At 57.3% G+C, this 25,224-nt stretch carries 25 protein-coding genes; 9 read left to right on the forward strand and 16 right to left on the reverse strand.

The window, feature by feature from the left end; translation table 11 throughout:
• Positions 1 to 47: 47 nt before the first annotated feature.
• Both sufB and yegQ read right to left on the reverse strand, forming a co-directional pair.
• Entirely contained in the window at positions 48 to 1,496 is a 1,449-nt protein-coding gene (gene sufB / locus Q0Y21_RS01745; protein WP_297792469.1) for a Fe-S cluster assembly protein SufB, read from the reverse strand.
• Between the two features lie 481 nt (positions 1,497 to 1,977).
• Positions 1,978 to 3,297, reverse strand: a complete 1,320-nt coding sequence (gene yegQ, locus Q0Y21_RS01750) for a tRNA 5-hydroxyuridine modification protein YegQ (RefSeq protein ID WP_297790950.1) — start codon at positions 3,295 to 3,297, stop codon at positions 1,978 to 1,980.
• Between the two features lie 157 nt (positions 3,298 to 3,454).
• On the opposite strand from yegQ, the gene Q0Y21_RS01755 reads away from it, so the two are divergent.
• Entirely contained in the window at positions 3,455 to 3,811 is a 357-nt protein-coding gene (locus Q0Y21_RS01755) for a helix-turn-helix transcriptional regulator (protein WP_297790952.1), read from the forward strand.
• On the opposite strand, the gene fabB is transcribed toward Q0Y21_RS01755, so the two are convergent.
• Both fabB and fabA read right to left on the reverse strand, forming a co-directional pair.
• Entirely contained in the window at positions 3,798 to 5,009 is a 1,212-nt protein-coding gene (gene fabB / locus Q0Y21_RS01760; RefSeq protein ID WP_297790954.1) for a beta-ketoacyl-ACP synthase I, read from the reverse strand. The genes Q0Y21_RS01755 and fabB overlap by 14 nt on opposite strands.
• Before the next feature lie 11 nt (positions 5,010 to 5,020).
• Positions 5,021 to 5,530, reverse strand: a complete 510-nt coding sequence (gene fabA, locus Q0Y21_RS01765; RefSeq protein ID WP_297790955.1) for a bifunctional 3-hydroxydecanoyl-ACP dehydratase/trans-2-decenoyl-ACP isomerase — start codon at positions 5,528 to 5,530, stop codon at positions 5,021 to 5,023.
• Positions 5,531 to 5,731: 201 nt separating this feature from the next.
• Here fabA and Q0Y21_RS01770 point away from each other — a divergent pair, with 201 nt between their 5' ends.
• Positions 5,732 to 6,247 carry an SRPBCC domain-containing protein gene (locus Q0Y21_RS01770; protein ID WP_297790958.1) on the forward strand — a complete coding sequence of 172 codons (516 nt, stop codon included), beginning with the start codon at positions 5,732 to 5,734 and terminating at the stop codon, positions 6,245 to 6,247.
• Between the two features lie 79 nt (positions 6,248 to 6,326).
• Here Q0Y21_RS01770 and Q0Y21_RS01775 read toward each other — a convergent pair whose 3' ends face one another.
• A complete protein-coding gene (locus tag Q0Y21_RS01775) occupies positions 6,327 to 7,511 on the reverse strand; it encodes an NnrS family protein (RefSeq protein WP_297790960.1) in 1,185 nt (394 codons plus the stop codon).
• A 130-nt stretch (positions 7,512 to 7,641) separates the two neighbouring features.
• Between Q0Y21_RS01775 and Q0Y21_RS01780 the strand changes: the two genes are divergently transcribed.
• Entirely contained in the window at positions 7,642 to 8,013 is a 372-nt protein-coding gene (locus tag Q0Y21_RS01780; RefSeq protein ID WP_297790962.1) for a SirB2 family protein, read from the forward strand.
• A 17-nt stretch (positions 8,014 to 8,030) separates the two neighbouring features.
• Here the strand turns inward: Q0Y21_RS01780 and Q0Y21_RS01785 are convergent, their stop codons facing one another.
• From Q0Y21_RS01785 to Q0Y21_RS01800, 4 genes are all read right to left on the reverse strand, one after another.
• The gene (locus Q0Y21_RS01785) at positions 8,031 to 8,861 is read right to left on the reverse strand and encodes an ion transporter (RefSeq protein ID WP_297790964.1); all 831 of its coding nucleotides are present in this window, start codon (positions 8,859 to 8,861) and stop codon (positions 8,031 to 8,033) included.
• Positions 8,862 to 8,939: 78 nt separating this feature from the next.
• Positions 8,940 to 9,395, reverse strand: a complete 456-nt coding sequence (locus tag Q0Y21_RS01790) for an EVE domain-containing protein (protein ID WP_297790966.1) — start codon at positions 9,393 to 9,395, stop codon at positions 8,940 to 8,942.
• Between the two features lie 85 nt (positions 9,396 to 9,480).
• The gene (locus Q0Y21_RS01795) at positions 9,481 to 10,845 is read right to left on the reverse strand and encodes a nitrate/nitrite transporter (RefSeq protein ID WP_297790968.1); all 1,365 of its coding nucleotides are present in this window, start codon (positions 10,843 to 10,845) and stop codon (positions 9,481 to 9,483) included.
• A 90-nt stretch (positions 10,846 to 10,935) separates the two neighbouring features.
• Positions 10,936 to 12,528 carry an antiporter gene (locus tag Q0Y21_RS01800; RefSeq protein WP_297790970.1) on the reverse strand — a complete coding sequence of 531 codons (1,593 nt, stop codon included), beginning with the start codon at positions 12,526 to 12,528 and terminating at the stop codon, positions 10,936 to 10,938.
• Between the two features lie 386 nt (positions 12,529 to 12,914).
• Between Q0Y21_RS01800 and Q0Y21_RS01805 the strand changes: the two genes are divergently transcribed.
• On the forward strand, positions 12,915 to 13,478 hold the full coding sequence (locus Q0Y21_RS01805; protein ID WP_297790971.1) for a YIP1 family protein: 564 nt from the start codon (positions 12,915 to 12,917) through the stop codon (positions 13,476 to 13,478).
• Here the strand turns inward: Q0Y21_RS01805 and Q0Y21_RS01810 are convergent, their stop codons facing one another.
• Entirely contained in the window at positions 13,479 to 14,165 is a 687-nt protein-coding gene (locus Q0Y21_RS01810) for a hemolysin III family protein (RefSeq protein WP_297790973.1), read from the reverse strand.
• A gap of 111 nt (positions 14,166 to 14,276) precedes the next feature.
• A complete protein-coding gene (locus tag Q0Y21_RS01815; protein WP_297790974.1) occupies positions 14,277 to 14,984 on the reverse strand; it encodes a Crp/Fnr family transcriptional regulator in 708 nt (235 codons plus the stop codon).
• A 173-nt stretch (positions 14,985 to 15,157) separates the two neighbouring features.
• Between Q0Y21_RS01815 and Q0Y21_RS01820 the strand changes: the two genes are divergently transcribed.
• Positions 15,158 to 16,078, forward strand: coding sequence for an AEC family transporter (locus Q0Y21_RS01820; protein WP_297790976.1), 921 nt, complete (start codon positions 15,158 to 15,160; stop codon positions 16,076 to 16,078).
• On the opposite strand, the gene Q0Y21_RS01825 is transcribed toward Q0Y21_RS01820, so the two are convergent.
• The 5 genes from Q0Y21_RS01825 to Q0Y21_RS01845 all read right to left on the reverse strand — a co-directional run bounded on the left by Q0Y21_RS01825 (position 16,044) and on the right by Q0Y21_RS01845 (position 20,351).
• Positions 16,044 to 16,709, reverse strand: a complete 666-nt coding sequence (locus tag Q0Y21_RS01825) for a cation transporter (protein WP_297790978.1) — start codon at positions 16,707 to 16,709, stop codon at positions 16,044 to 16,046. The two genes, Q0Y21_RS01820 and Q0Y21_RS01825, sit on opposite strands and share 35 nt — an antisense overlap.
• A gap of 80 nt (positions 16,710 to 16,789) precedes the next feature.
• The gene (cadR, locus tag Q0Y21_RS01830; RefSeq protein WP_297790980.1) at positions 16,790 to 17,254 is read right to left on the reverse strand and encodes a Cd(II)/Pb(II)-responsive transcriptional regulator; all 465 of its coding nucleotides are present in this window, start codon (positions 17,252 to 17,254) and stop codon (positions 16,790 to 16,792) included.
• A 26-nt stretch (positions 17,255 to 17,280) separates the two neighbouring features.
• Positions 17,281 to 18,339, reverse strand: a complete 1,059-nt coding sequence (locus Q0Y21_RS01835; protein WP_297790982.1) for a YgcG family protein — start codon at positions 18,337 to 18,339, stop codon at positions 17,281 to 17,283.
• A gap of 13 nt (positions 18,340 to 18,352) precedes the next feature.
• A complete protein-coding gene (locus tag Q0Y21_RS01840; protein WP_297790984.1) occupies positions 18,353 to 19,699 on the reverse strand; it encodes a sensor histidine kinase in 1,347 nt (448 codons plus the stop codon).
• Entirely contained in the window at positions 19,686 to 20,351 is a 666-nt protein-coding gene (locus Q0Y21_RS01845; protein ID WP_297790986.1) for a response regulator transcription factor, read from the reverse strand. The genes Q0Y21_RS01840 and Q0Y21_RS01845 overlap by 14 nt, the downstream gene beginning before the upstream one ends.
• Positions 20,352 to 20,505: 154 nt before the next feature.
• Between Q0Y21_RS01845 and Q0Y21_RS01850 the strand changes: the two genes are divergently transcribed.
• The 4 genes from Q0Y21_RS01850 (at position 20,506) to Q0Y21_RS01865 (ending at position 25,208) form a co-directional block, all read left to right on the forward strand.
• The gene (locus Q0Y21_RS01850; RefSeq protein ID WP_297790988.1) at positions 20,506 to 21,102 is read left to right on the forward strand and encodes a plastocyanin/azurin family copper-binding protein; all 597 of its coding nucleotides are present in this window, start codon (positions 20,506 to 20,508) and stop codon (positions 21,100 to 21,102) included.
• On the forward strand, positions 21,099 to 22,832 hold the full coding sequence (locus Q0Y21_RS01855) for a copper resistance system multicopper oxidase (protein WP_297790990.1): 1,734 nt from the start codon (positions 21,099 to 21,101) through the stop codon (positions 22,830 to 22,832). The genes Q0Y21_RS01850 and Q0Y21_RS01855 overlap by 4 nt, the downstream gene beginning before the upstream one ends.
• Entirely contained in the window at positions 22,829 to 23,578 is a 750-nt protein-coding gene (locus Q0Y21_RS01860; RefSeq protein WP_297790992.1) for a copper resistance protein B, read from the forward strand. Before Q0Y21_RS01855 ends, Q0Y21_RS01860 begins: the two co-directional genes overlap by 4 nt.
• Positions 23,579 to 23,852: 274 nt before the next feature.
• Positions 23,853 to 25,208 (forward strand): APC family permease, encoded by a 1,356-nt coding sequence (locus Q0Y21_RS01865; protein ID WP_297790994.1) that lies wholly within the window; start codon positions 23,853 to 23,855, stop codon positions 25,206 to 25,208.
• Positions 25,209 to 25,224: the final 16 nt, after the last annotated feature.

Here is a 25,224-nt window from a genome sequence, read left to right on the forward strand (position 1 = left end):
TCTAAACTGTATGAATTCGTTTATCTGCCGGTGCGTGCGGGCTGCTGTTAACCAACGGAACCTTCAAGGCTCACTTCAAGCAGCTTGCCGGCTTCTACCGCAAATTCCATAGGGAGCTCTTTGAACACTTCTTTACAGAAGCCGTTCACGATCATGGAGACCGCCTGCTCCGGGTCGATACCACGCTGACGGCAGAGGAACATCTGCTCGTCGCTGACCTTGGAGGTGGTGGCCTCGTGCTCGACGATGGCGGACTTGTTCTTGCTCTCGATGTACGGGAACGTGTGGGCACCGCAGCGGTCGCCGATCAGCAGCGAATCACACTGGGTAAAGTTGCGGGCGCCTTCCGCGCCGGGGCCGAATTTTACCAGGCCGCGGTAGGCGTTGGAGCTTTTACCGGCGGAGATGCCTTTGGAGATGATGGTGCTGGAGGTGTTCTTGCCCAGGTGAATCATCTTGGTGCCGGTGTCGGCCTGCTGATGGTTGTGAGTCAGCGCCACCGAGTAGAACTCGCCAACACTGTTATCACCACGCAGCACGCAGCTCGGGTACTTCCAGGTCACCGCGGAGCCGGTTTCAACCTGGGTCCAGGAGATCTTGGAGTTTTTGCCGATGCAGGCACCGCGCTTGGTCACGAAGTTGAAGATGCCGCCCTTGCCGTTTTCATCCCCGGGATACCAGTTCTGAACGGTTGAGTACTTGATCTGGGCATCGTCCAGGGCAACCAGTTCCACAACCGCGGCGTGCAGCTGGTTTTCGTCGCGCATCGGCGCGGTGCAACCTTCGAGGTAGCTGACGTAGCTGCTGTCTTCAGCAATGATCAGCGTGCGTTCGAACTGACCGGTGTTAGCCGCGTTAATGCGGAAGTAGGTGGACAGCTCCATGGGGCAGCGTACGCCCTTGGGCACGTATACGAAGGTGCCGTCGGAGAACACCGCCGAATTCAGAGCGGCGAAGAAGTTGTCGCCGTGGGGCACGACCGAGCCCAGATACTTCTGCACCAGTTCCGGATAATCCTGGATGGCTTCGGAAATGGAGCAGAAAATCACCCCGGCTTTGGCCAGCGGTTCTTTGAAGGTGGTGGCGACGGATACCGAGTCAAATACGGCATCAACGGCAACGCCAGCCAGCTTTTCACGCTCGTGCAGCGGAATTCCCAGTTTTTCATAGGTTTTCAGCAGTTCCGGATCCACTTCGTCCAGGCTCTGGGGCATGTCTTCTTTGCGCTTGGGCGCGGAGTAGTAGGAGATGGAATTGTAATCCACCTTGGGATAACCCACATGAGCCCAGTCCGGCTCGTCCATTTCAAGCCAGCGACGGTAGGCTTTCAGGCGCCACTCCAGCATCCACTCCGGCTCTTTCTTGATCCCGGAAAGGCGGGCGATAACGTCTTCATTCAGTCCGGGCTCGAAGGTATCGGATTCGATGTCTGTTACGAATCCGTGTTCGTATTCCCGTTTGATCAGCTCGTTCACCTCTTGGTCGGTGGTCGCCATGATCGTCGCTCCGTATTCTCTCATCGTGGGCTTGTGGCCCTTGGTGTCGCCGCCAGTCGCGTTGTTGGTCTGACGGGCGGATGTCATCAGTTTGGGTGTTGCAGTGGTCGCTCATCCTGTGAGTACGCCCTGCAATCGGTTTTTGGATGACGGATTTCTCTAGCCCGTCTGCCGCTCTGGGGCAGTGTTAAAGGGCGGATCCGTTGCTTCTGGCGAGCGATTATACAATACCACAGTAAAATAGTCAGGTATTAAATTGGACTCGGGGTGATTATACCTTAATCGGCCCCTGGGGCACTAAGGGACAGGCAATCGGGGCGATAGTCTGGCCGTTTTCAGGGCTGAATTGGATAGGGGGAAGGCCTCGGGCGGGCCTGCCTCCCAAAACACGCCGTGAACCCATCCATGGGGGCTCCGTCTTGCCATCCCTGGCAAGACAGGGTTTTGGGAGGCAGGCCCGCCCGAGGCCTCAGACTAATTGCTATTCTCCGGTGGGCAGGATTCGGGTGAGGTAGCTGTGATCAAGTGATGCCGGGATTTGCGCGGGCTTGGGAATGCGAACGAAATGGCCGCTGCCGGGCGCGCAGTCCATAGCCTCGCCATTCCGGTTTTCCATCGCATCGGCAGAGAATCGAATGTTGCCCGCAGGCGTGATCAGTTCCAGGTGATCGCCGGGGGCGAATTTGTTTTTGACGTCGATGGTCAGCCACCGGTCGTCCGTGTCGGCGATGGTTCCGACAACCTGCTGGGTGCCCAGGAAAGAAGAGCCCTGTTCATAGGTCTGGTATTCCCGGGGTAGGTGGCGGCGCAGGAAGCCTTCGGTGTAGCCGCGGTTGGAGAGGGCTTCGAGTTGGTTCATCAGGTTAATGTCGAAGGACTTGCCGTTCACCGCGTCGTCGATGGCCCGGCGGTAGACCTGGGTGGTGCGGGCGACGTAGTAGGTGCTTTTGGTGCGGCCTTCGATTTTCAGGGAGTGCACCCCCATTTTCGCCAGTGCCGCGACGTGCTGGACGGCGCGCAGGTCTTTGGAGTTCATGATGTAGGTGCCGTGTTCATCCTCGTAGGCGGGTATGAAGCTGCCGGAGCGATTGGGTTCTTCCAGCAGGATTTCTGTTGGCTCCACTTCCTGAATGCCATTGTTGGCGGAGCTGGCGATCAGGTCGCCGGTATGGTCATGGGTGTGCTGCACTTCCTTGTAGTTCCAGCGGCAGGCGTTGGTGCAGGCGCCCTGGTTGGCGTCGCGGTGGTTCATGTAACCGGACAGCAGGCAGCGGCCGGAGTAGGCCATGCACAGCGCGCCGTGCACGAATACCTCCAGTTCCATTTGCGGCACTTTCTCGCGGATTTCACGTATCTCGTTGAGGGCCAGTTCCCGCGACAGGATCACGCGGCTGATGCCCTGGCGCCGCCAGAACTCCACCGTGGCCCAGTTGACGGCATTTGCCTGTACTGACAGGTGAATGGGCTGCTCTGGCCACTTTTCCCGTACCTGCATGATCAGGCCCGGATCGGACATGATCAGGGCGTCCGGTTTATGCGCGATGACCGGTTCCAGATCGCGCAGATAGCTTCGTACCTTGTCGTTGTGGGGCGCGATGTTGGACACCAGATAAAACTGTTTGCCCAGTTGGTGAGCCCTCTCAATTCCCGTGCCCAGAGCGGCAACGTCCCTGAAACTGTTATTGCGTACTCTCAGAGAATAGCGGGGCTGACCGGCGTATACAGCGTCTGCTCCGTAGGCAAAGGCGGTATCAAGATGCTCGGGAGTGCCTGCGGGGGCGAGTAGTTCCGGGATATTCATGGGAGCTCCAGGGGCGGTTTGGCCGGACATTCTGCCTTAACGGAAATTTCATTCCCTTGATCCTGCTCAAAGGTCGTATTGATTGTTTTCGGCTAACATGTGTACGCTGTTTGTTATTGGCATATCGGGCCATAGCCCAGGTTAGGAGGAACAACGAATGTCATCACAGCCTCTGAGGACGGAGGTAGGGCGGGCGACCCTCAGTTCAAGAGTGAGTTCGCTGATCAGTGTGCAACTGACACGCGGTAAGGTGGGGGTTGAGGCCGTGGCGTCGCAGCTGCACATGAGCCGCTATACCCTGCACAAGAAACTGAAGAGAGAGGGGCTGACTTTCGCGCGTCTGCTGGAGGACGTTCGCCGCAAACAGGCGTTGTCTTATATGCAGGACAAAACCAAGCCACTGGTGGAAATTGCCGAGCAGCTTGGTTTCTCTGAACTGAGTGCCTTCAGTCGGGCGTTCAAGCGCTGGATGGGCACTTCCCCGGCCGAATACCGCTCAATCAGACTTTCCTGAACACCAGCGAGGCGTTGGTGCCACCAAAACCGAAGCTGTTGCTCATGACCAGATCCAGATTCTGGTTATCCATGCGCTCACGCACGATAGGGTAGCCTTCAGCACCTTCGTCCAGACTCTGGATGTTGGCGGACGGTGCAATAAAGCCTTCCCGTAGCATGATCAGGCTGTAGATTGCCTCATGGACACCGGCTGCACCCAGGGCATGCCCACACAGGGGTTTGGTGGAGCTCAGTGGTGGTATCTTGTCGCCAAAGGTTTCCTTAAGGGCTTTCAGCTCGGTCACGTCACCGGCGGGGGTGCTGGTGCCGTGGGTATTCACGTAGCTGATTTCGCCTTCCACGTTCTTCATGGCGTGCTTCATGCAGCGCACGGCACCTTCGCCGCTCGGGGCGACCATGTCGGCGCCGTCGGAGGTGGCTCCAAAGCCGACGATTTCGGCGAGGATGTTGGCGCCGCGCGCCTCGGCGTGTTCGAGCGCTTCAAGGGCCAGAACTCCGCCACCGCCGGAGATGACAAAGCCGTCCCGGTCTGTGTCGTAGGTGCGGGAGGCCAGTTCCGGGGTGTCATTGTACTTGGTGGACAGCGCACCCATGGCATCAAACAGCAGGCTCAGGGTCCAGTGGATATCCTCGCCGCCGCCAGCAAACATCACATCCTGACGGCCCAGGGCAATCAGATCCGCGGCGTGGCCAATGGAGTGCGCACTGGTGGCACAGGCAGAGGTAATGCCGTAGTTGATGCCGCGGATGCCAAAGCCAGTCGCGATGGAGGCGTTGATGGCACTGCCCATGGTACGCGGCACGCGGTAGGGGCCGACGCGGCGGATACCGCGGTCACGATGGGTATCAATGGCGTCCAGAAGTTCGACCGTCGAGGCGCCGCCCTGACCAAAAATAATACCCGTGGTATCAGCCTTGATGTGCTCGTCGGTCAGACCAGACTGTTCGATGGCCTCCTTCATCGCCAGATAGGTATAGCCGGAAGCCGGGCACATGAAGCGCCACAACTTGCGGTCGATCAGTTCCGGCAGGTTCAGGTTGATCTGGCCACAGACATGACTGCGCAGGCCATTATCCCGCGCTTCTTCGCTAAACCCGATGCCCGGACGGGATTCCTTCAGGGATTGGGTCACTTCTTTCTGGTTGGTACCAAGGCTGGAGACAATCCCCATGCCGGTAATTACGACGCGACGCATCTCGTTAGCTCCTAAAAATCATCGGTGGATGTGAACATGCCTACCCGCAGGTCTTTCGCGGTATAGATTTCCCTGCCATCCACTTCCATACGGCCATCGGCAATGGCCATGGTCAGTTTGCGCCTGATCACGCGTTTGAGATCCAGGCGGTAGGTTACCTTTTTGGCGCTGGGTAGCACCTGACCGGTAAATTTCACTTCACCAGCACCGAGAGCGCGTCCCTTGCCTTCACCTCCACCCCAAGCGAGGAAGAAACCGACCAACTGCCACATGGCGTCCAGGCCCAGGCATCCGGGCATAACGGGATCGTCGACAAAGTGCACCTTAAAGAACCAGAGGTCCGGGTTGATGTCGAGTTCGGCTACCAGGCTACCCTTGCCATACAGGCCATCATCGTCTGCGATATGCGTGACGCGGTCGAACATCAGCATTTCATTAATGGGCAGTCGCATGGAGCCAGGGAAGAGTTTGCCGTGGCCGCATTTGATCAGCTCTTCTTTATCAAAATGATCCGGGGACATAGTGCCGTTTCTCTATTACAGAATGGTTTACTGATACTTTAGCTGTTATTTGGCGAGTCGCTATTGACCTTTAGTGGATGATTTCCGGAAAAAGGATCAGGTGTGTCGGGTGACGTTGACCGTCATCAAAGACGGTTTAGGCTGCCACTGTTAGGTTGGGTGAAACGCTGAGATAAGCGGTCGATTTGGGAGGGAAAGCCTATGTCCGGTGAGTGTCATGATATTCACGGTGATATCCGGTGTGATGGTGACCGGATCTGTGTGAGATTGCATCGGGAGATTGATCACTCGCCCGAATCCGTCTGGCGGATGTTGACGGATTCTGTCTGCCTGAGTCAGTGGCTGGCTCCCGGGGTACTTGAGCAGGAGGAAGGGGGGCGAATCAAGTTGGACTTTGGCAACAGCGGGACCCCGATTGATTGTTGTATCAAGGCGTTCGAACCGAAACGCCGGCTTTCCTATTCGTGGAGTGCTGGAAATGACCCGGAAAGGCCGCTGACCTGGGAGCTGACGGAGTGTCACGGAGGCACGCTGTTGAGCCTAACGCTGTCGTTGCCCAACGACCACCTTGTGGCAATTTCCTGTGCCGGCTGGGATGCCCACCTGGAAATGTTGATGGCAGCGCTGGAAGGCATCAGTATTCATTTCCCGGCTCCCCGCTTCCGGGAGGCCAGAGAGGTGTTTTCCGAGCTATTGAAGCAAAAACTGGTTGCCTGAATGGTGCCAGCCCCGTCGTTCATGTAAAAACGGGCCACCACGGTGGCCCGTTTTTTTCGGTTCCCTGTTGGCGAAAGTGTCAGCCCGGGCGACCGTCCGGTCTGGGGCTGGTGAGTATTCCGCTGTACTGGATCAGGAAAACACCGTACGCAAATAGCCACAGTGCTGTACTGCTACCAATGCCCGGGTGCCATGGAATGATGCCGAAGGCCGTCAGGACTCGCCCCAGCGCAGCCAGATGGATGGCAATGAACGCGACCACCATACCTTTTGGCAGCACCAGCGGCCGCCCGGTATGCCCCAGGGAGACCCGCGCGATCACGCCCAGAATCAGACCGCCAACCGCGCCTGTGCCGGCGGCATGGGTCCAGGCTGCCGCCGGCCAGCCAGCAAGTATGGACCCGGCCAGCAAGACGAGGGCGACGGGCACCCAGAGTATGGACAGGTGCAGAATCCAGAGCAGCGGCTCTTTCCTGACCAGCCAGCCTTTCCAGCCAGCCAGACGAGCCAGCATTAATGCGGCGGCCATTATGGCGAGGATTGCAGTGACTGTCTGCCAGCCTGTAACCAGTGAAACCAGCAACAGGACCATGCTGAGCAGGGTCGCGATATCCAGGGCAGGTATGGTCTTGACCGCAGCGCTATCCAGTCCGCGCTGGCGCAGCCATCCGGTAGAGAACGCGGGGGTAATGCGGCCTCCGATGATGCTGATCAACGTCATGGCAACGATCAGTGCGCCGTAACTGAAGGCGGGATCCAACCGAGTGACGAAACCGATTTGCATAAACCACAACAAGGCCAGAACCACCAGGATCATCAGTTGCCGTTTCTGTCTGGCCCGCCAGATACGCCAGCCGGCATCCACCATAACCAGCGGCAGAAACGCCAGGTTGACTCCCTGCACCAGCCAGCCGGGCAGATCTGCGCCGAGGGCCAGCAGCAAACGGCCCGCCAGCCAGACGCCCCAGAGCAGGGCCAGGCGAATGCCATGGGTGCGTTCGGTTTGTGTCCACACGCAGACTGCCGTGAGCAGAAAGCCTGCAATTGCCGCAGACAGGAAACCAAACAGCATTTCGTGCTGGTGCCAGAGCAGTCCCGGCATGGCCAGTGGGAGTTGAATGGCCCCGCTGACCTGCAGTACCCAGGCAGGGATGGCGAATAGTGCCAGCACCGTCATTGACAGGAAGAAGATGCGGAAAGGGTAGCTGAAGAGTTGGCTGACCCTGTTGATCCCGCCGAGGGCGGACGTTGAGGTGGCCTGCATGGGTATGACTCCACTGGTGGTCCATTTATAAGAGTCATTCTGCATGAATGTTAATTAGGAAAGATATACCCAGTTGGCGGTATCTTTGCGTACAATGCCGCTATCACTTTGATTGACAACGGAATGAAGTATGAGTGCCTACCTGATCCTGAAACAGATTCACATGACCACGGCGTATCTCACTGTCACTCTGTTCGCCTTGCGGCTGTTGCTGGATGCGGTGGGCAAGCCTGACTGGCGACAAACGCCATTACGCTGGATTCCTCACGCCAACGACACGATTCTGCTGGTGGCCGCTATCAGTCTGTTGTTTGTCACGCCCTGGATGCCGTTTGTTCACGGATGGCTGACGGCAAAGATCTTCCTGCTGGTGGGCTACATTGTGGCGGGGGTGTTCGCAATGAAGCAGACCGCCGGCCTGCAGGTCCGCCTGGTGGCATCGGTTCTGGCACTGGTTCAGGTCATGGCCATCTTCCACCTGGCCATGACCAAACCGTTCTGAACGCGGGACACTAGGGGCTACCGGCCCCTCGAATTCTCCGATACTTCCCGGGTCAGCTCCTGTAGCTGCTGCTGCACAGCCTTGAGCTGACGGGCAATTTCATCCCGCTCGTCGTGGGCTTGCTGGGCCTGCTTGGCATTCTGTTCTTCACTCATGACTTCCAGGATGGCCCCAATCATCATATTCAGGAATACAAACGCGGTCAGGAAGATAAAGGTCAGATAGTAGATCCAGCTCAGCGGGTACTGCTCCATGGTCGCGTACATCACATCCGTCCAGTCCTCAAATGTGGCGACCCGGAACAGCGTGAGCATGGCAATGGCCACATCTCCCCAGAGATTTTCGTCCACATTGGCGAAGAACATCGATCCCATGGCGGCGTAGATATAGAAGATGATAAACATCAGCAGGGCGATGTAGCCCATGCGCGGGATGGCCTTGAGCAGTGAGTTGATCAGGAACCGAAGTTCCGGTACCACGGAAACCAGGCGCAGTACCCGGAAAACCCGCAACAGACGGCCCAGCAGCACGGCTTCGGAATTATCCAGCGGTACCAGGCTGCCAATGACCACCAGCGTGTCGAACAGGTTCCAGCCATCGAGGAGGAACCGTTTCTTGTCAGCACAGACACTGAAACGGAAGAGAATCTCGATCAGGAAGAACAGTGTGATGGCATTGTCGAGAACACTCAGGACCTGCTCGACCAGGGGCGGCATATCATAGGTCTTGGCGCCAATGGTCAGGGCAGACAGAATAATGATGGCGATGACTGCGCCCTGGAAAACCTTGCTGGTTTCGATGCGACGCAGTTGTTCAAAACCGGTGGTTGGACTCAATTCGGACGACATGGGCGTCAGTGGCTCCAGGTAATTCGCGGAGCCCGAATTCTAAAGCTCAAAGGCCGAATTGGGTAGCTCATTGTCTGTTCAGACACTGGAAAGAATAATGTGCCAGTGCTCATCGGTAACCGGCATAACCGATAGCCGATTGCCGCGTCTGATCAGCGGCAGACCTTCCAGACCGGGCATGGACTTGATCTCATCCAGGGGGATCAACCGCTCCAGCTTCCTCACGTAGGTCATATCCACTGCCTGCCAGCGGGGCTTCTCTCTTGTACTTTTTTCATCGTAGTAGGGTGAGTCGGAATCAAACTGGGTTGGATCCGGGTAGGCACTGTGGACCACCCTGACGATACCGGCGACACCAATGTGTTTGCAGCTGGAATGGTAGATGAAAACCTCGTCTCCCTCCGCCATCTCCGCCAGAAAATTCCGGGCCTGGTAATTGCGTACGCCATCCCAGGGAATGGTCTGGTGTTCTGCCTTCGCAAAGTCATCAATGCTGCATTCAGACGGTTCGGTTTTTACCAGCCACTTCGCCATGTTTCGCTCCCGACGCTTGAAATCCTTCCATTATATAGAAAAAAGCCCCCGGCAAGCGGGGGCGAAGATAGCGCAAGTGATGCTGTTACTTCAGTGGCGCGTGGCCGTTTGCTGCGGTCTGGGAATCCTTTCTGGCCGGTCGGTTAAGCGGGTAGAACAGCTGTGGCGAGGCCAGCTCCGGCAGATCGGTCTTGGTCTCATGGGCTGCCCATTCCACCCGCTCGGCAGAACGGATGGCGTAGTGCATCCAGGCCAGTGCTGCCGTCACGATCACGAACATCAGCATGAAGCTGCTTTGCCATACCCCGGTGATGTCATTGAGGATGCCGAAGGTCAGAGGCAGAAGGAAACCGCCAAGACCGCCAATCATCCCGACAACGCCACCAACGGCGCCGACGTGATTGGGGTAGTAGACCGGAATATGCTTGTACACAGCGGCCTTGCCCAGTGACATGAAGAAGCCAAGTATAAAAATGAGTGCTACAAACGGAACCAGACTGATCTCCAGGAAGAAGCGAATGTCGCCGTTTATACCCTGTACCACGTACTCGGTCGGCGGATAGCTGAGCAGGAACGTGCACACCACAGACGCCATGAATGTCCAGTACATGACGCGACGGGCCCCGAAGTGATCCGACATCCAACCGCCAAGAACGCGGAACAGTGACGCAGGGATGGTATAGAGCGCGGCGATCATGCCGGCCGTTTTCACATTCAGGCCGTACACCCCGATCAGGTAGTGAGGCAGCCAGAGAGCCAGGGCTACAAAGGCGCCGAACACGAAGAAGTAGTAGAGCGCGAAGCGCCACACCCGAAGCTCTTTCAGCGGCTTCATCTGCTCCAGGAAGGAACGGGACTGGCTCTGGGCACGCTCGGCGGCGAGGGGATCTTCCTTGGCCAGGATGATGAACAGAACGCCCATGATGGCAAGTACCGTGGCGTAAACCTGGGCTGTACCCTGCCAACCGAGAGCCACCAGCAGGAACGGTGCACCAAAGTTTGTGACTGCGGCGCCCACGTTACCAGCTCCGAAAATACCCAGTGCCGTACCCTGACGTTCCCGTTCAAACCAGGCGGCGGTGTAGGTTACGCCCACGATGAAAGAACCGCCCGCCAGGCCCACTCCCAGAGCCCCAATCAGCAACATCAGATAGCTGTTGGCGAAGGTCAGCAGATAGACGCACAGGGACGTCGTCAGCATCAACACACCAAACACCCAGCGGCCACCATAGCGGTCCGTCCAGATTCCCAGGAACAGCCGGCTGATGGATCCGGTGAGGATCGGCGTGGCCATCAACAGGCCAAGCTGAGTATCCGACAGGTTGAAATCCTGGCTGATTTTGATGCCGATGATAGAAAAGATGGTCCAGACAGCGAAACACAGGGTGAAGGCAAATGTGGATATGCCAAGCGCCCGGTTTTGCTCTGGTCTTGATGGGGTTGTGGCCATGGCCTTTCCTCTTGACAGTCGATAGACAATGTTTCGAACGCCGGCTTTTTAGAGAGCGCCGGCCAAAGCTCTGAGTGTTCACGCCATCCGTTATGGGTTCTTGATGTAAGCCCCCTTGCGCAGATAGAACCACCAGTTCACCACCAGACACACCGCATAGAACACAGCGAATCCGTACATGGCCAATTCGGGGGTGCCAGCCTGGATTTCCTGGCCCATGACCCTGGGCGCGATGAAGGCGCCATACGCGGCAACGGCAGAAGTCCAGCCAAGCACCGGGCCTTTTTGTTGCTGGTCGAAAATTACGCCGATACTGCGGAAGGTAGAGCCGTTGCCGATACCGCTGGCGGCGAACATCACGATGAACAGAATCAGGAACACCGGGAAGTAGGCGTTGGGATCGGTGGAGTTGTAGGCCAGCATCATCACATAGCCTGTTGCCACCGACGCCACCACCATGACAGCAGAGATGAGCTGGGTGACGATGGAACCGCCCATCTTGTCGGAAATCCAGCCACCTACCGGGCGGATCAGGGCGCCTACGAATGGCCCCATCCAGGCCCAGGTCAGAGCGCTGGGGGCGTTAGGATTGGTAATGCGGGTCACGGTGCCGTCCGCAGCCACGTCCATCATATTGCCGAAGATAACGCTGATGGAAAGGGGCAGGGCAGCGGAGAACCCGATGAATGAACCGAAAGTGAGAATGTACAGTACGGTCATTGACCAGGTGTGTTTGTTGCTGAAAATGGCGAACTGTTTCTGGATGTTGGGCTTGATGTCACCCGGGATCAGTCGTAAGAGAACCAGTGTCAGGATGATGGTCAGCGGCAACGCCACCCACATATTCAGGATACCCAGCGCGTAGACGCCGACCACGGACGTGGCAAGGCCAACCCCGTACAGGCCGAGAATTTTACCGAATGCCGAAGCCGGGTTGCCGGGGCTCGGGGTAATGGTGCGCAGATTGTTCATGCCGAACCAGCCCGCCAAAGCCAGGGGAATCAGGAAGATCAACCAGATAAAGCCCGCATTCTGAATCCAGGTCTCGGTGCCGGCCTCGATTCGCCCGATCAGGGTGCCGCTCGGACTTTGCAGTTCCATTGGTCCGCCTGCCACAGCGCCAAAAACGCCGACCGTCATCACGAGGGGAATCAGGATTTGCATGGTGGTGACGCCGAAGTTACCGAGCCCGGCATTCATGCCCAGTCCATAGCCCTGTTTGCTCTTCGGAAAGAACGAGCTGATGTTGCTCATGGAGCAGGCAAAATTACCGCCGCCAATGCCGGATAACAGCGCCAATGCCTGGAACACGATGAACGGTGTGTCCGGATTCATCAGAGCGATACCGGTGCCCAGGGCGGGGATCATCAGCAGGGTCGTGGTCAGGAACACCGTATTCCGACCGCCGGCAATCTTGATCATGAAGGAGGCGGGAATCCGCAGGGTGGCGCCGGAAAGCCCCGCAATGGCAGTGAGAGTGAACAGTTGTTCGACCGTGAAAGGAAAGCCCAGATTTTTCATCTGGGTGGTGATCATCCCCCACATCAGCCAGACAGCGAAGCCGACCAGCAGGCTGGGGATGGAGATCCACAAATTGCGGGAGGCAACCTGCTTGCCCTCCTCCTCCCAGAATTCTTCATTCTCGACATCCCAGGTTGCGATGTCAGCATTGGTTTTTGCCATGATAGCTGCTCCTTGAGTTGCAGACCCCTAGCCACGACAACGGTGGCAGTCAGGTAATGGGGCCATTTTGCAAACGGAAGGCGGGTAGGGATCGTGACAAATATCAAGGACGGGATTGACCAGACGATCCTGGTATTTTCGGCTGACCAGAACCCGGGAAAATGCTGTTTATAATCCTTTAAAAACAGGTTGTTGCGGAGGTGATACGCCCAATGGAGTAGGCAGCCTGGTTCCCGGCGCAGTAGAGGTAGCCAATCATTTCCGGCGGTGTTGGTTACGGCAAATCGGGGCCGGGGCGCTTGTCTGAGGTCATGGGGTGTCCTTGACCATAAAGGTGAGCCCAACTACTAAATAAAGGTATCACCATAAGAAATGAGGGGGGCATCATGACGATTTCACAACTGTTTCGTTTGCCATTCTCCGGCAATGGTGTGTGGCTGGAACTTAAGCGTCAGGATTTCTCGATACCCTTTCTTGCTTGGGTGGTGGTTGTACCACTGTCATTTTTGCCGCCTGTATTGCTTTATTATGCGGGCACCCACTATGGCGACAGTTTTATACCCGGATTTGCTGACAAGGAATGGCGCTTCATAACGACCATTCTGTTCCTGGCGGAATTGTTGACGTTTTTCGTCATGGGATGGCTTATTCGTGCCGTTATTGATGGGCACAAGATGGAAATCAGTTATCAGGATTCCTACCTGCTGGCCACCGTTGCACCCATACCGTTGTGGTTGTCTTCCGTGGCGCTGCTGGTGCCGGTGCTGGCGGTAAGTGTCGCCGCCGTGGTGGTGGGTATGTTCCTGTCCTGCGCCCTCATTTATCAGGGAGTCCGGTCCCTGTGCCATCGGCCCGGCAACGATGTTGTGGCTATGTCCGCCACCTACACCGTGATGGCGGCATCCCTGCTTGCCTGGGGTATCCTGATGGCTATGGTCTGGGCTTTCTGATCAGGCAGCGTGGGGAAGCACGCCGTAGTATATGGCACTGAAATGCAGTGCGCTGCCGCCGATTACAAACAGGTGCCACACGGCATGCATGTAGGGAACGCGGTCGGCCAGGTAAAAAATGACGCCGGCGGTATAAGCCACGCCACCGGCTATGGTCAGGTACAGGGCCGTTTCACTCAGGTTGGCCACCAGATCTGATGAAGCAAAGGTGATCAGCCAGCCCATCGCTATGTAAATGCCCACTCGCGCCAGTTTGAAGCGGTTCTTGAAAATCACCTTGAGCACGACGCCGGTGATGGCCAGGGACCAGATGATCGCAAACAGCGTCCAGCCGGTGGCGCCACGCATGTTAACCAGCAGAAACGGTGTGTAGGTACCCGCGATCAGCAGAAAGATGGCGCAGTGATCCAGTGTTTTGAACGTGGCTCGCCATTTCGGGTGACGGACACCGTGATACAGCGCTGAGGCCATGTACAGCAAGATCAGCGACGCACCAAAAATGCTGAAGCTGACAACCTTCCAGACGTCTCCCATCTGGCTGGCGGCAACAACCAGTACTACGGTGCCGATAACACTGAGAATCGCACCCAGTCCGTGAGTGGCACTGTTCAGCCACTCTTCAATTTGGTGATGTATGGTCTGTACGGTTTCCGGGGTTTTCATTGCTTTGGGATCCAAGTCTGTCATGGCTGATACCGTACTTCAGCGTACAAGTGTACGCAACGACTAAAGTATGATGGTTGTGTGAATTCATGCATAAGTGCCGGGCAATGCATGGAAATTCTTCCCCCGGGGGGGCTATTTCTGTTCCGGTTTGAATGCACTCTTGATCCGGGAAAATGTGGCCGGCACCACGCCCAGCCAGGAGGCCAGCTGATTGTCGGGCACCCGTTTCACCAGTTCCGGGTATTCCTCCAGTAGCAGCAGGTATCGTTCCCGGGCTGACATGGTCTGCTTACGGAACTCACGCATACTGGTGAGCTCGGCCAGTTCTTCGGTCAGCGCCAGGGCAAAGCCATTCCATACGCCTTCACCCTGTTTTTGCAGGGTTGAGCGGAAGGCTGTGAAATCTGCTACCCACAGGGTTGCAGGTGTTACGGAGGTCAGGCAAAGCGTATTACGGGCTGTCCGGCTGCGGCCGAAAACTGGCCAGACCATGTCTCCTTCGGTGAAAAATTGGTGCACAGCGGTCTTGCCGCTTGGCGCTTCCCGAAAGAGCCGCAGAATACCGTACTGGATCAGATACACGTGTTCCCAGGGGGCGTCGTGCCGTTCCAGCGAGTGTTCCGTGTCCACCCTGTGTTGATGGAACAGGTGAGACAGGTCATTAAGGAACAGGTGCTCCGGCGTTGTCGGATCGTTGCTCAGGTGTATGCCAAAAATTCGGCTGAGGCTGTTGACCAGCGCCTGCTGGGCTCCGGCCGCCTGCCGTTTGATGATCTCCGGGTTGTTGTCGCTCAGATAGCAGGGAGCGGATGACAGAGGTGAGCCGGTTTGCATTTTCATTACCTGTAAGCTCTTTTACGGTCAGTGATTCTGCAGTATTCCAGTAAGTAAAACGCATGTTAAATGACTTGAATCATTAAGCATTATAGGCGGAATCAATAACACCGAAAGCGTAGAGGGAGTGATAGACTTTCCGGCTTGAACTCATTCTTCAGGTACTCTCCGGAGCTCCCATGGCAGCGGCCCTGGCCCTTTTCTACAAACTGCTTCCCCTCTACGTCACGGTTGCGCTCGGGTGGGTCGCCGGCCGGTATCTGGAGGCCAGCGGCAAACACATAGCGGGGATCATGCTCTACATTGTCACCCCCTCGGTGGTGTTTTCCGGTGTGATGGCCGCACCGCTGTCCGCGGAAGTCATCCTGCTGCCGTTCCTGACGTTTGGTCTGTGTTCGGTCATCGGGGTGGGGCATCTCTGGATCGCAAGGCGGTTTATTACCGACGGCAGTGCCAGTCTGATGCCGCTGTCCGTGGGGACAGGCAACACCGGTTACTTTGGCATTCCGGTGGCCCTGTTGCTGTTCGGGCAGGAGGGCCTGGCGCTGTATATCGTGTGCATGCTTGGCACTACGCTGTTCGAGAATTCAGTGGGCTTCTATCTGGCCGCACGGGGCCGCTATGGCCTTAAAGATGCCCTGGTGCGGGTAGCGAGGCTGCCGTCGGTGTACGCGTTTCTGCTGGCGGTTGCGCTGAACCTGTCCGGAATCTCCATCCCCGACGTGTTTGTCCCACTGTTTGATAACCTGCGTGGCACCTACAGCATCCTTGGAATGATGATTATCGGCATGGGCATCCTGAGTTTTCGAGGGCTGGCGGGTAATCTTCGGTTTACCGGACTGGCGTTCCTGGGCAAGTTTGTAACCTGGCCGGTGGTCGCGCTGTTGTTCTGGTGGCTGGACGCCAACATTTTCGGGGTTTACGACCTGGCGGTCTATCAGGCCATTTTCCTTATTTCCATTACGCCGATCGCTGCCAACACGGTGGTCATTGCCACGCTACTGGACACCGCACCGAGACAGGCGGCGGGCACCGCGCTGCTCAGTACGCTGTTTGCGTTGGCATTTATTCCTGTGATGGTGGCGTTGGTTCTGCCGTAAATGTCCGGGAGGCCGGTGCGTTCTGCGCTCCTCGGATATCGTCGCGGGCGTGGCGCACCACACTGATGCCCGAGGTAATGGCCAGACCGCCCATAACCGCTGCGACCGCCAGATCCGGCCAGGCGGTACCCGTACCGAAAACGCCGAGGGCTGCTACCATCACCGCCATATTGCCGATGGCATCGTTGCGACTGCACAGCCATACCGAGCGCATGTCGGAATCGCCTTCCCGGAACTTGAATAGCATGATGGCAACGCCCACGTTGGCCACCAGCGCGAGCAGGCCGACGGCGCCCATGGTCAGGGGTTCTGGCGTAATGCCGCTTTGCATCACCCAGATCGCCCGGCCCAGTACGGCGATGCCGAACACCGTCATGGTAATGCCTTTCACCATGGCGGCGCGGCCACGCCAGAGCATGCCCATGGAGAGCACAGAGAGCGAAAGCACGTAGTTGGCGCTGTCGCCGAAGAAGTCGATGGCATCGGCCATCAGGGACACGGAACCGGACTGCAGGCTGGCAATGCCCTCCACCAGGAACATGGCCAGGTTGACCCACAGGGCAATCCACAAGGCTTTACGAAAGCCCGGGGCGGGAGATTTGGGTTCGGGAGCAGAGCAATTACACGCCATGAATACCTCCTGTTATCAGAATGTATTCATTAAAAACCCTGTAGCTACTACAGAGTCAACGGATGGCTTGCGAAAAAACTTCAACGAGTTCCCGGGGTGTGGTGATGAGTACCGGGAATATGGTTGTGGTTGCTGGCTGGCGGTTCCCCGTCAGCTTCTGAGGTCAGGCCACCGAGAATGCCGCATTCACTGACCGTTCGGCCTTCCGAACAGGCTTTCTGGAGCCGTTCGAGGGTATCCTCCAGGCTGGCCAGCTCCCGCAGACGCTCGCGTACATGGTTAAGGTGACGCGCCAGCAGGGCATCCACTTCGCTGCAGTCGGCGTCCGGCTGATCGGCCAGGCGGATGAGTTCGCGGATTTCATCCTGGGCCATGTCGAGGTTGCGGCAACGTCTGATGAAGAGCAGGCGGTCGAGGTGGCTTTGACGGTAATGCCGGTAACCGCTGGCCTGCCGATCGGGCTCAGGCACCAAACCAATCTTCTCGTAATAGCGAATGGTTTCTACCGGAATGCCGGTTGCCCTGGAGATTTCACCGATTTTCATGGTGCGGACCTTGGTGGATGATGGGGTTATTGTGGATAAGGGTAGCCATTACGGTCAAACCGCAGATCCCTGAAGGCAAAGCCATAGGGGCCAGAGTACCCCGGCACCAGGCGCCATTCATTATTGCGTCCGAAACGGATGGCATTGATCATCACGGTGAAATCCAGGCGCCATTCGCCATCTTCCAGCAGGAAAAAATAGGGCGAGCATGTGCGGGCATTGACGGGGTAGCGCAGCACGGCACGATTGTCCTGGTTGAACAGTTTTTCCGGCTGGCAGTTGCGGAGGCTCTTCGCCACGTTGTCCATTTGCGCCGGAGTCATTACCCGCTGGCCGAGCATCTCACGAGTCTGCTGTGAATAGATCGACAGCCGCGGATTGTTGTTGCGGTCTTCCATCGCCCGCCGGTAGCGCTCCAGGACTTCCCGGGGAGATGCGCCATCATTGAGCGCCACATCATCGTTCCGTCGGGAGGCTGTTCCTTCGCCAATCCTGGCATCCACCCGCGCACCACCCCCGCCGGAAGAGGCTGCCCAGCCCTCAGTGTCGAGATCCAGGCCGCTAGCCGCGTTGTTAGCCCGGGTGATGAGCAGTTCCGTGGTGGCGAGGATGCCGTCTGCAACCCGGTCGGCGGCGAAAAATTCCGTCATCTGGTTATGTTCAACGTAGAAGACAAATGCGTCGGTATAGATAGGCTCCAAGGCGTAACTGACTTCCAGGCGAACCTGGTTGGACTGGGCATCAATCACCAATAAAAGGCCGCGCGCGCTGTTGCTGGCTGCCCCTATGTTGCCATCGCGAAAGTAGTTCACGGCAAACTGATTGATGTCCTCAATCCCCCTGGCGATCAGGATCCGGTAGTCGATATCGTGATCGGACAACAGGTAATCGTGGAAGCGCGTGATCCGGTCACGTTCGTCCGGGCTCAGCAAGTTGATGTGGTCTGTCACCCGCGGAACGGTCGCCAGTCGCTCGTTAGCCTGGTAGGCAATTGCCAGCACGACGGCTGCAAAGAGTCCCAGCATCACCAGTAATCGTATCCGTCCCGCCTGCCGGGCCTGGGGGAAGTGTCTCGAGGTATTCATAATAGGAGCTCCACTATTCTCCGGCCCGGGGCAGTTTCACGCGGGCAACCAGCCCCTGTGCCGGCGTTGAGGTGAACTGCAGGGTGCCACCATAACCGGCCAGAATGTCCCTTACGATGGCCAGCCCCAAGCCATGCCCCGGTGTCTGCTCGTCCAGTCGCAAGCCCCGCTTACCGAGTGTATCGAGTTTTTCGGGTGCGACACCGGGACCATCGTCACGGACTTCCAGAAGCAACTGATTGTCTTCCCGACTCAGGTACAGGGAGACCTGGTGTGAGGCCCACTTGCCCGCATTATCCAGTAGATTGCCCAGAATCTCGTTCAGGTCGTGCTCTTCGACCGGCCAGCGGGTTTCCGGTCCCAGTTCGGTATCCAGTTCGAAATTTTTGTCGGGGTAGAGTCGGCCCAGCATCCATAGCAGGTCGCGGGCCTGGCTGACCGGTTGTGCGGTCTTGCCCGCCTGGGGGCCGGCGAACCGGCTGCGGCGCATCTCGCTCTCGAGCTGACGATCGATGTCGGACAGTCGTTGGGCCAGCTGTTGTCGCATTTCCGGGTCAAGGGCACGGGTGTCATCTTCCAGGACCTGGCGAATGGCGGACACCGGTGTTTTCACGCTGTGGGAGAGGTTGGCCAGGGCATCCCGGGAGCGGGTAAGCCTTTGGTCCAGGGTGTCCAGTAGCTGGTTCAACTGACTGATCAGAGGCTGGAACTCCGCGGGGGCGTCCACATCCAGTCGGTTGCTGGTACCGGTCTGCAGGGCCGTCAGGCCGTGCTGCAGCCGGGAAACCGAGCGCAGGGACCAGCGGATAGCCAGCCATATCGCGAGTATCAGTAATGTCAGAAGTATCGTGGACACGATGCCGGTCCAAAGGTGCAGTTCCTGCTGACTGTGCTGGAGGCTGGTCAGATCCTCTGCCACCACGATGACGACCGGCTCTCCGTTCAGGGTCAGGGCCTTGCGATAGGCCAGAAAATCGGCGACGGACGCATCAGTTGCCGGAGTGGTCTGGCGGACGAAACCAGTGTCTGTTTCGCTCAGCAAGGGTTCGAGAGCGTCCGACCATTGGGCCGGGGAGCTGTGAATCTGGTTGCCTGTACGCAGGGCAAAGGCGTGGTGGAAAACTTCTTCAAAATAGTCGCCCTCGGCGATATCCCGAATTTCCTGCGGGCCGGACTGCCGCAACTGGTGCTCCAGGAATGACACTTCGTCCTGCAGACGGTCTTCAACGAATCCGCGGGCCATGCGTTCCAGCAGCAAGCCATGAACGATCCATGCCGCAATCATTAAAGCAATGGCGGCAGGCAGCAAAAGCGTGAGCAGGCTTTTACGGATGGAACGCCGGGGGTTAATCCAGGGCATTGAAGATGTACCCCTGGCCCCGACGGGTGGTGATGGCCTCCGCCCCGGTGATCTTTCGCAGCCGGCGGACATAGGCCTCAATGGTGTTATCGCTTGGGCTGTCGTTGAGGTTGTATAGCTGCTCCAGCAACTGTTCCTTGGAGAACAGCTGGCCCGGGCGGCTCATCAGGCAACGCAGCAGACGGAACTCGGTTCCGGTCAGGGAGTGCTCCCGGCCGTCGGGAGTTTGCAGGCACTGGCGGTATTCATCCAGCTCGAAGCCACCCGCGGTCAACTTCGCTTCCACCCGGCCTTCGCTGCGACGAATCAGGGCATTCAATCTTGCCAGCAATTCCTCGGTCTGGAATGGCTTGGCCAGATAATCGTCCGCACCGGCCTTAAGGCCATTCACCTTGTCCTGCCAGTCACCCCGGGCAGTCAGGATCAGTACCGGCATGGTCAGTTTGTCGGCGCGCCAGCTCTTGAGGACGTCCAGCCCGTTGCCATCGGGTAGCCCCAGGTCCAGCACAACGGCCCGGTAGTCTTCCTGTTTCCCAAGACGCTCTGCCTGTTTTGCGGTGCCAGCCTCGTCGACGGTAAAGCCCGAGGCTGTCAGCTGTCGGTTCAGGCTCTCGGCGATGAGAGGGTCGTCTTCCACCAGAAGCAATCGCATGCATAGTCCTGTATTTTGAAGTCGATTGAAGTGTAGGGCCGTTTGCTGAATGTAACCTGAAAAAGTGTTCATCGGAAAATTCAGCAAGAATTCAGATTGCGAAGGCAAAGTAGGGCTCACATTTGAAACATCACTTTATTCCGTGGAGAAAACGATGAACCCGATACTCAAGATTGCAGCGCTTCCGGCACTGGTCCTGGCATTTTCTTCAGGTGCCCATGCCGCCGGAAGTCACTCTGGTGGACACCACGGCGGCAAGGCCATGGGCGAGCCCGGCAACGCCGGGAACGTGTCCCGCACGGTAGAAGTGACCATGCGCGACAACTATTACGAGCCTGAGTCGATTCATGTGCAGCCTGGTGAAACCATCCGTTTCAAGGTGACCAATGAAGGCGGGCTGGTGCACGAGTTCAACATTGGCACCGCCGATATGCACGAGGCCCACCAGGACGAAATGCAGATGATGGTGGAACACGGCGTGCTTAAAGGCGATCACATTAACCACGACATGATGAACATGGACATGGGAAACGGCCATTCCATGAAGCACGATGATCCTAACAGCTTATTGATGGAGCCGGGGGAGTCCAGGGAGATCATCTGGAAATTCACCAACGCCACCGATCTCGAGTTTGCCTGCAACGTGCCTGGCCATTACCAGGCGGGTATGTACGGTGACATCAAGATTGATTCAACGGTTGCGGCCAAAGATCGCGTCGAAGGGGAATCTGACAGTGAGTCTGTGCAATGAATAAGGGTTTTCTTGTTGCCATCCTCGCCGGGCTGATGCCGTTGCCGTTGTTGGCTGGTGAGTACGATATTTCCGTTGACCGGGTCCAGATTGATACCGGGGATTTCGTCAAGGAAGGCATTGGCTACAATGGTGCGTCCCCCGGGCCGGTATTGCGGTTCAAGGAAGGGGAAGAGGTGACCATCAATGTCACCAATAACCTGGACGAAATGACGTCCATCCACTGGCACGGCCTGATTCTGCCCTTTGAGCAGGATGGTGTGCCGGGCATCAGCTTCCCCGGCATCAAGCCGGGAGAGACCTTTACCTACCAGTTCCCTGTTGTCCAGAACGGTACCTACTGGTTTCACAGCCACTCGGGCTTTCAGGAGCCTGACGGAGCGTTTGGTGCCATCGTCATTGAGCCCGAAGGGCGGGAACCGTTCCGGTACGATCGCGAATACGTGGTTCAGTTGACGGATAAACATCCCCACTCCGGTGACCGCATCATGCGGAACCTGAAAATGATGCCTGATTACTACAACCGGCAGCAGCAAACGGTCGGTGAGTTCTTTTCGGACGCTTCACAGAACGGGCTGATGAATACACTCCGGGATCGTATGGCCTGGGGCGGCATGCGCATGATGAAGGCGGATGTCGAGGACGTGCAGGGTTTTACCGGCATGATCAACGGCAAGGGCCCCGAGCAGAACTGGACTGGTTTGTTCGAGCCCGGTGAGCGCATCCGTCTGAGGTTCATCAACTCATCCGCCATGACCTATTTCGACGTTCGGATTCCAGGATTGGATATGACAGTTGTGCAGGCTGACGGCAATAACGTCCAGCCGGTCAACGTCGACGAGTTTCGGATTGGCGTTGCGGAGACCTACGATGTGATCGTCCGCCCTAAGGACGCGCAGGCGTACACGATTTTTGCCGAGTCCATGGGCCGTTCAGGCTATGCAAGGGCCACGCTTGCTCCGGAAGAGGGGATGGAAGCGTCGGTCCCACCGATGCGTGAGCCCGCCCGGCTAACCATGGCTGATATGTCTGGTATGCATGGAATGGATCATGGCGGCATGGACCACGGTGATATGTCGGCGTCGGACGGTATGGACCAGACGGCGATGGCCGGTATGGATCATTCCGGCATGGCAAACATGGATCATTCTTCCATGGCCGGTATGGATCACGGCGCCATGGCCGGGGGCGACGGTAAGGCAAGTGATCCGTTCTATGCCAAGGGTAGCGGTATTACGCCGGTCGCAGCCAACGGTGGCAAGTTTCTCTCCTACGCGGATCTGAAAGCTCAGAAACCGCTCTACGAAGAGCGGGAACCGACCCGGGAAATTGAGCTCCGTCTCACCGGTAACATGGAGCGTTACACCTGGAGCATCAATGGCGTCAAATATGAAGATGCAGATCCTATCCGTCTTAACTATGGCGAGCGGGTCCGGTTCAAATTCGTTAACGAAACCATGATGACGCATCCAATGCACCTCCACGGCATGTGGTCGATCCTGGACGTTGGCGCGGGTGAGTGGAACCCCATCAAGCATACCGTCAACGTGCAGCCCGGCACGACTGTCTATATGGAAACCGAAGTCGACGCGCCGGGACAGTGGGCCTTCCATTGCCATCTGTCGTATCACGCGGCAGCTGGTATGTTCCGCAAAGTGATTGTTGAGGGTGGTCCTCAGTCATCTCAGGCAAACTCATCGGCGGCGACCAAACAGGGAGGTGGCGCATGAGTCGTATCCGATCTTTTGTGACTGTCAGTCTGCTTGGCGCACTCATACTGCCAGTGGCTGCGACGGCTAAGGAAATGATTGCTGACACCACTGAACGGAAACAGGCATTGACGTCATGGGGCATCCAGTTCGAAGAATTTGAATACCGGTACAGTGACGACGATGAAGAGCTTGGAGTCTGGAATGCAGATATCTTCTACGGAACCGACGATCTGAAAGTCCGGTGGTTGACGAAAGGCGAGTACGCCATTGAAGAGCAGGCTTATGAGCAACTGGAAAACCAGTTGGTTGGCCAGGTTCCCATCTCCACGTTCTTCGACGCCAAGGCCGGTGTTCGATTCGACACGCCTGAGGGACCGGACCGGACTTATGCCGTCCTTGGCGTTGCCGGGCTGGCACCGCAATGGTTCGAGATAGATGCAAACCTGTATGTGAGCGACGAGGGCGACACTTCTGCCGAACTGGATGCCGAGTACGAGTTGCTGCTCACCAACTATTGGATTCTGGCAGCGACGCTGGACGCCACTGTGGCGTTCAGTGAGGATCGGGAAATTGGTGTCGGCAAGGGACTGGTTTCTACTGAAACCGGCCTCAGGCTGAGCTATGACCTGATCGACCGCTCCTTCTCGCCCTATGTGGGCGTGGTCCATGAGCGCAAGTACGGCGATACCGCCGACTTCGCTGAAGAGGAAGGCGGAGGTACGGAAGACTGGTTTGCCGTGGTCGGCGCCAGAATCTCCTTCTGATCCTGGTTCTGACGGGCCCTGGGTGTCTCCCTGGGCCCGTTTTTGCTCTGTGATTTGACTTGCGTCAACCTGCCTCGAAGTCCCCGCCCGTTTTCAGTCGCAGTTCAGTTAAGGGTGCTGTTATAGAGGAACAGAAACTAACGGCGGGATGGTGGACTCGCCGAAAACTTGCATGGTACCGGTTCACAGAGGACAACGTCCGGGCCAATGCCAAACATGAGCCGTTTTGCTGCTCCAAAATTCCACCAATGAAGCGGAAATAGCAGGAGGCTGAATGCAGGAAGAGCAGGACAGAACGACTCGTTATCAGGAGGGCAGCCTTTCTCTTCCGGGAACTGTCATGCTGGGCACTGGCGTTATGATTGGCGCTGGCATCTTCGCACTTACCGGGCAAATGGCGCAGATGACAGGCGTTCTTTTCCCGCTGGCATTTCTCGCTGCCGCGGTGATCGTTGGCTTCAGCGCCTACTCCTACATCAAGATCTCCAACGCCTGGCCCTCTGCCGGCGGCATCGGCATGTACTTGCACAAGGCCTACGGAAACCGGCTGCCCACCGCTTTCAATGCACTGCTGATGTACTTTTCCATGGTGATCGCCCAGAGTTTCCTGGCCCGCACGTTCGGCTCTTACACCATGCAGCTTTTTGGTGGTGACCCAAGCGGCCGTATGGTGCCCATTCTCGGGGTGTCACTCATCCTGGCGGCCTTTCTTGTCAATCTGTTGGGCAACCGACTGATTCAGGGCGTGGCATCCTTCATCGGGGTTCTGAAAATCGGAGGCATACTGATTTTCGGGCTGGTGGGTGTCTGGATCGCCGACAGCCTTGCGGTCGATTTCTCGACTCCCGGAGAGGCTGGAACCGTCAGCAATTTCCTGGGCGCAACTGCGCTGGGGATACTGGCCTTCAAGGGCTTCACCACCATTACCAACAGCGGTTCCGAGGTCAAAGACCCTCACCGGAACGTTGGTCGCGCCATCGTTATTTCCATCGCCGCCTGCGTGGTGATCTACACTCTGGTGGGGTTTGCCGTTGCCAGTAATCTGTCACTGGCGGAAATCATCGAGACCCGGGACTACTCCCTTGCCGCGGCCGCGCGCCCGGCACTGGGTGATTATGGTGTCTGGTTTACGGTGGCGATTGCCATGATGGCTACCGCCGGCGGTATTCTGGCCAGCATCTTTGCCGTTTCGCGCATGCTGGCGATGCTGACCGAGATGAAACTGGTTCCGCACAGTCACTTCGGCATGCCTGGCAGCATCCAGAAGCATACGTTGGTCTACACTGTGGTTCTGGGGCTGATTCTTACTGCATTTTTCGATCTTTCCCGGATTGCCGCGTTGGGCATTGTGTTTTACCTGATTATGGATATTGCCATTCACTGGGGTGTACTTCGCTATCTGCGCAAGGACATAAATGCCAACGCCTGGGTGCCGGCGACCGCCATTGTGCTGGATATGCTCGCACTTGGAGGCTTTGTCTGGGTCAAGCTTAATACCGACCCGTTTGTCATCGGCGTGGCGGTCGTCACGATGGTTGTGATCGCGGTCGCGGAGCAAATCTTCCTGAAAAGATCAGGGGGGATTCAGGCTCCCGAGGGTGTGCATTCCCAGGCACATCATCACCACTAAAGCTATACCCAGGAAC

Origin of the sequence: uncultured Marinobacter sp. (genome assembly GCF_947259545.1) — a bacterium.
GTDB lineage: Bacteria > Pseudomonadota > Gammaproteobacteria > Pseudomonadales > Oleiphilaceae > Marinobacter.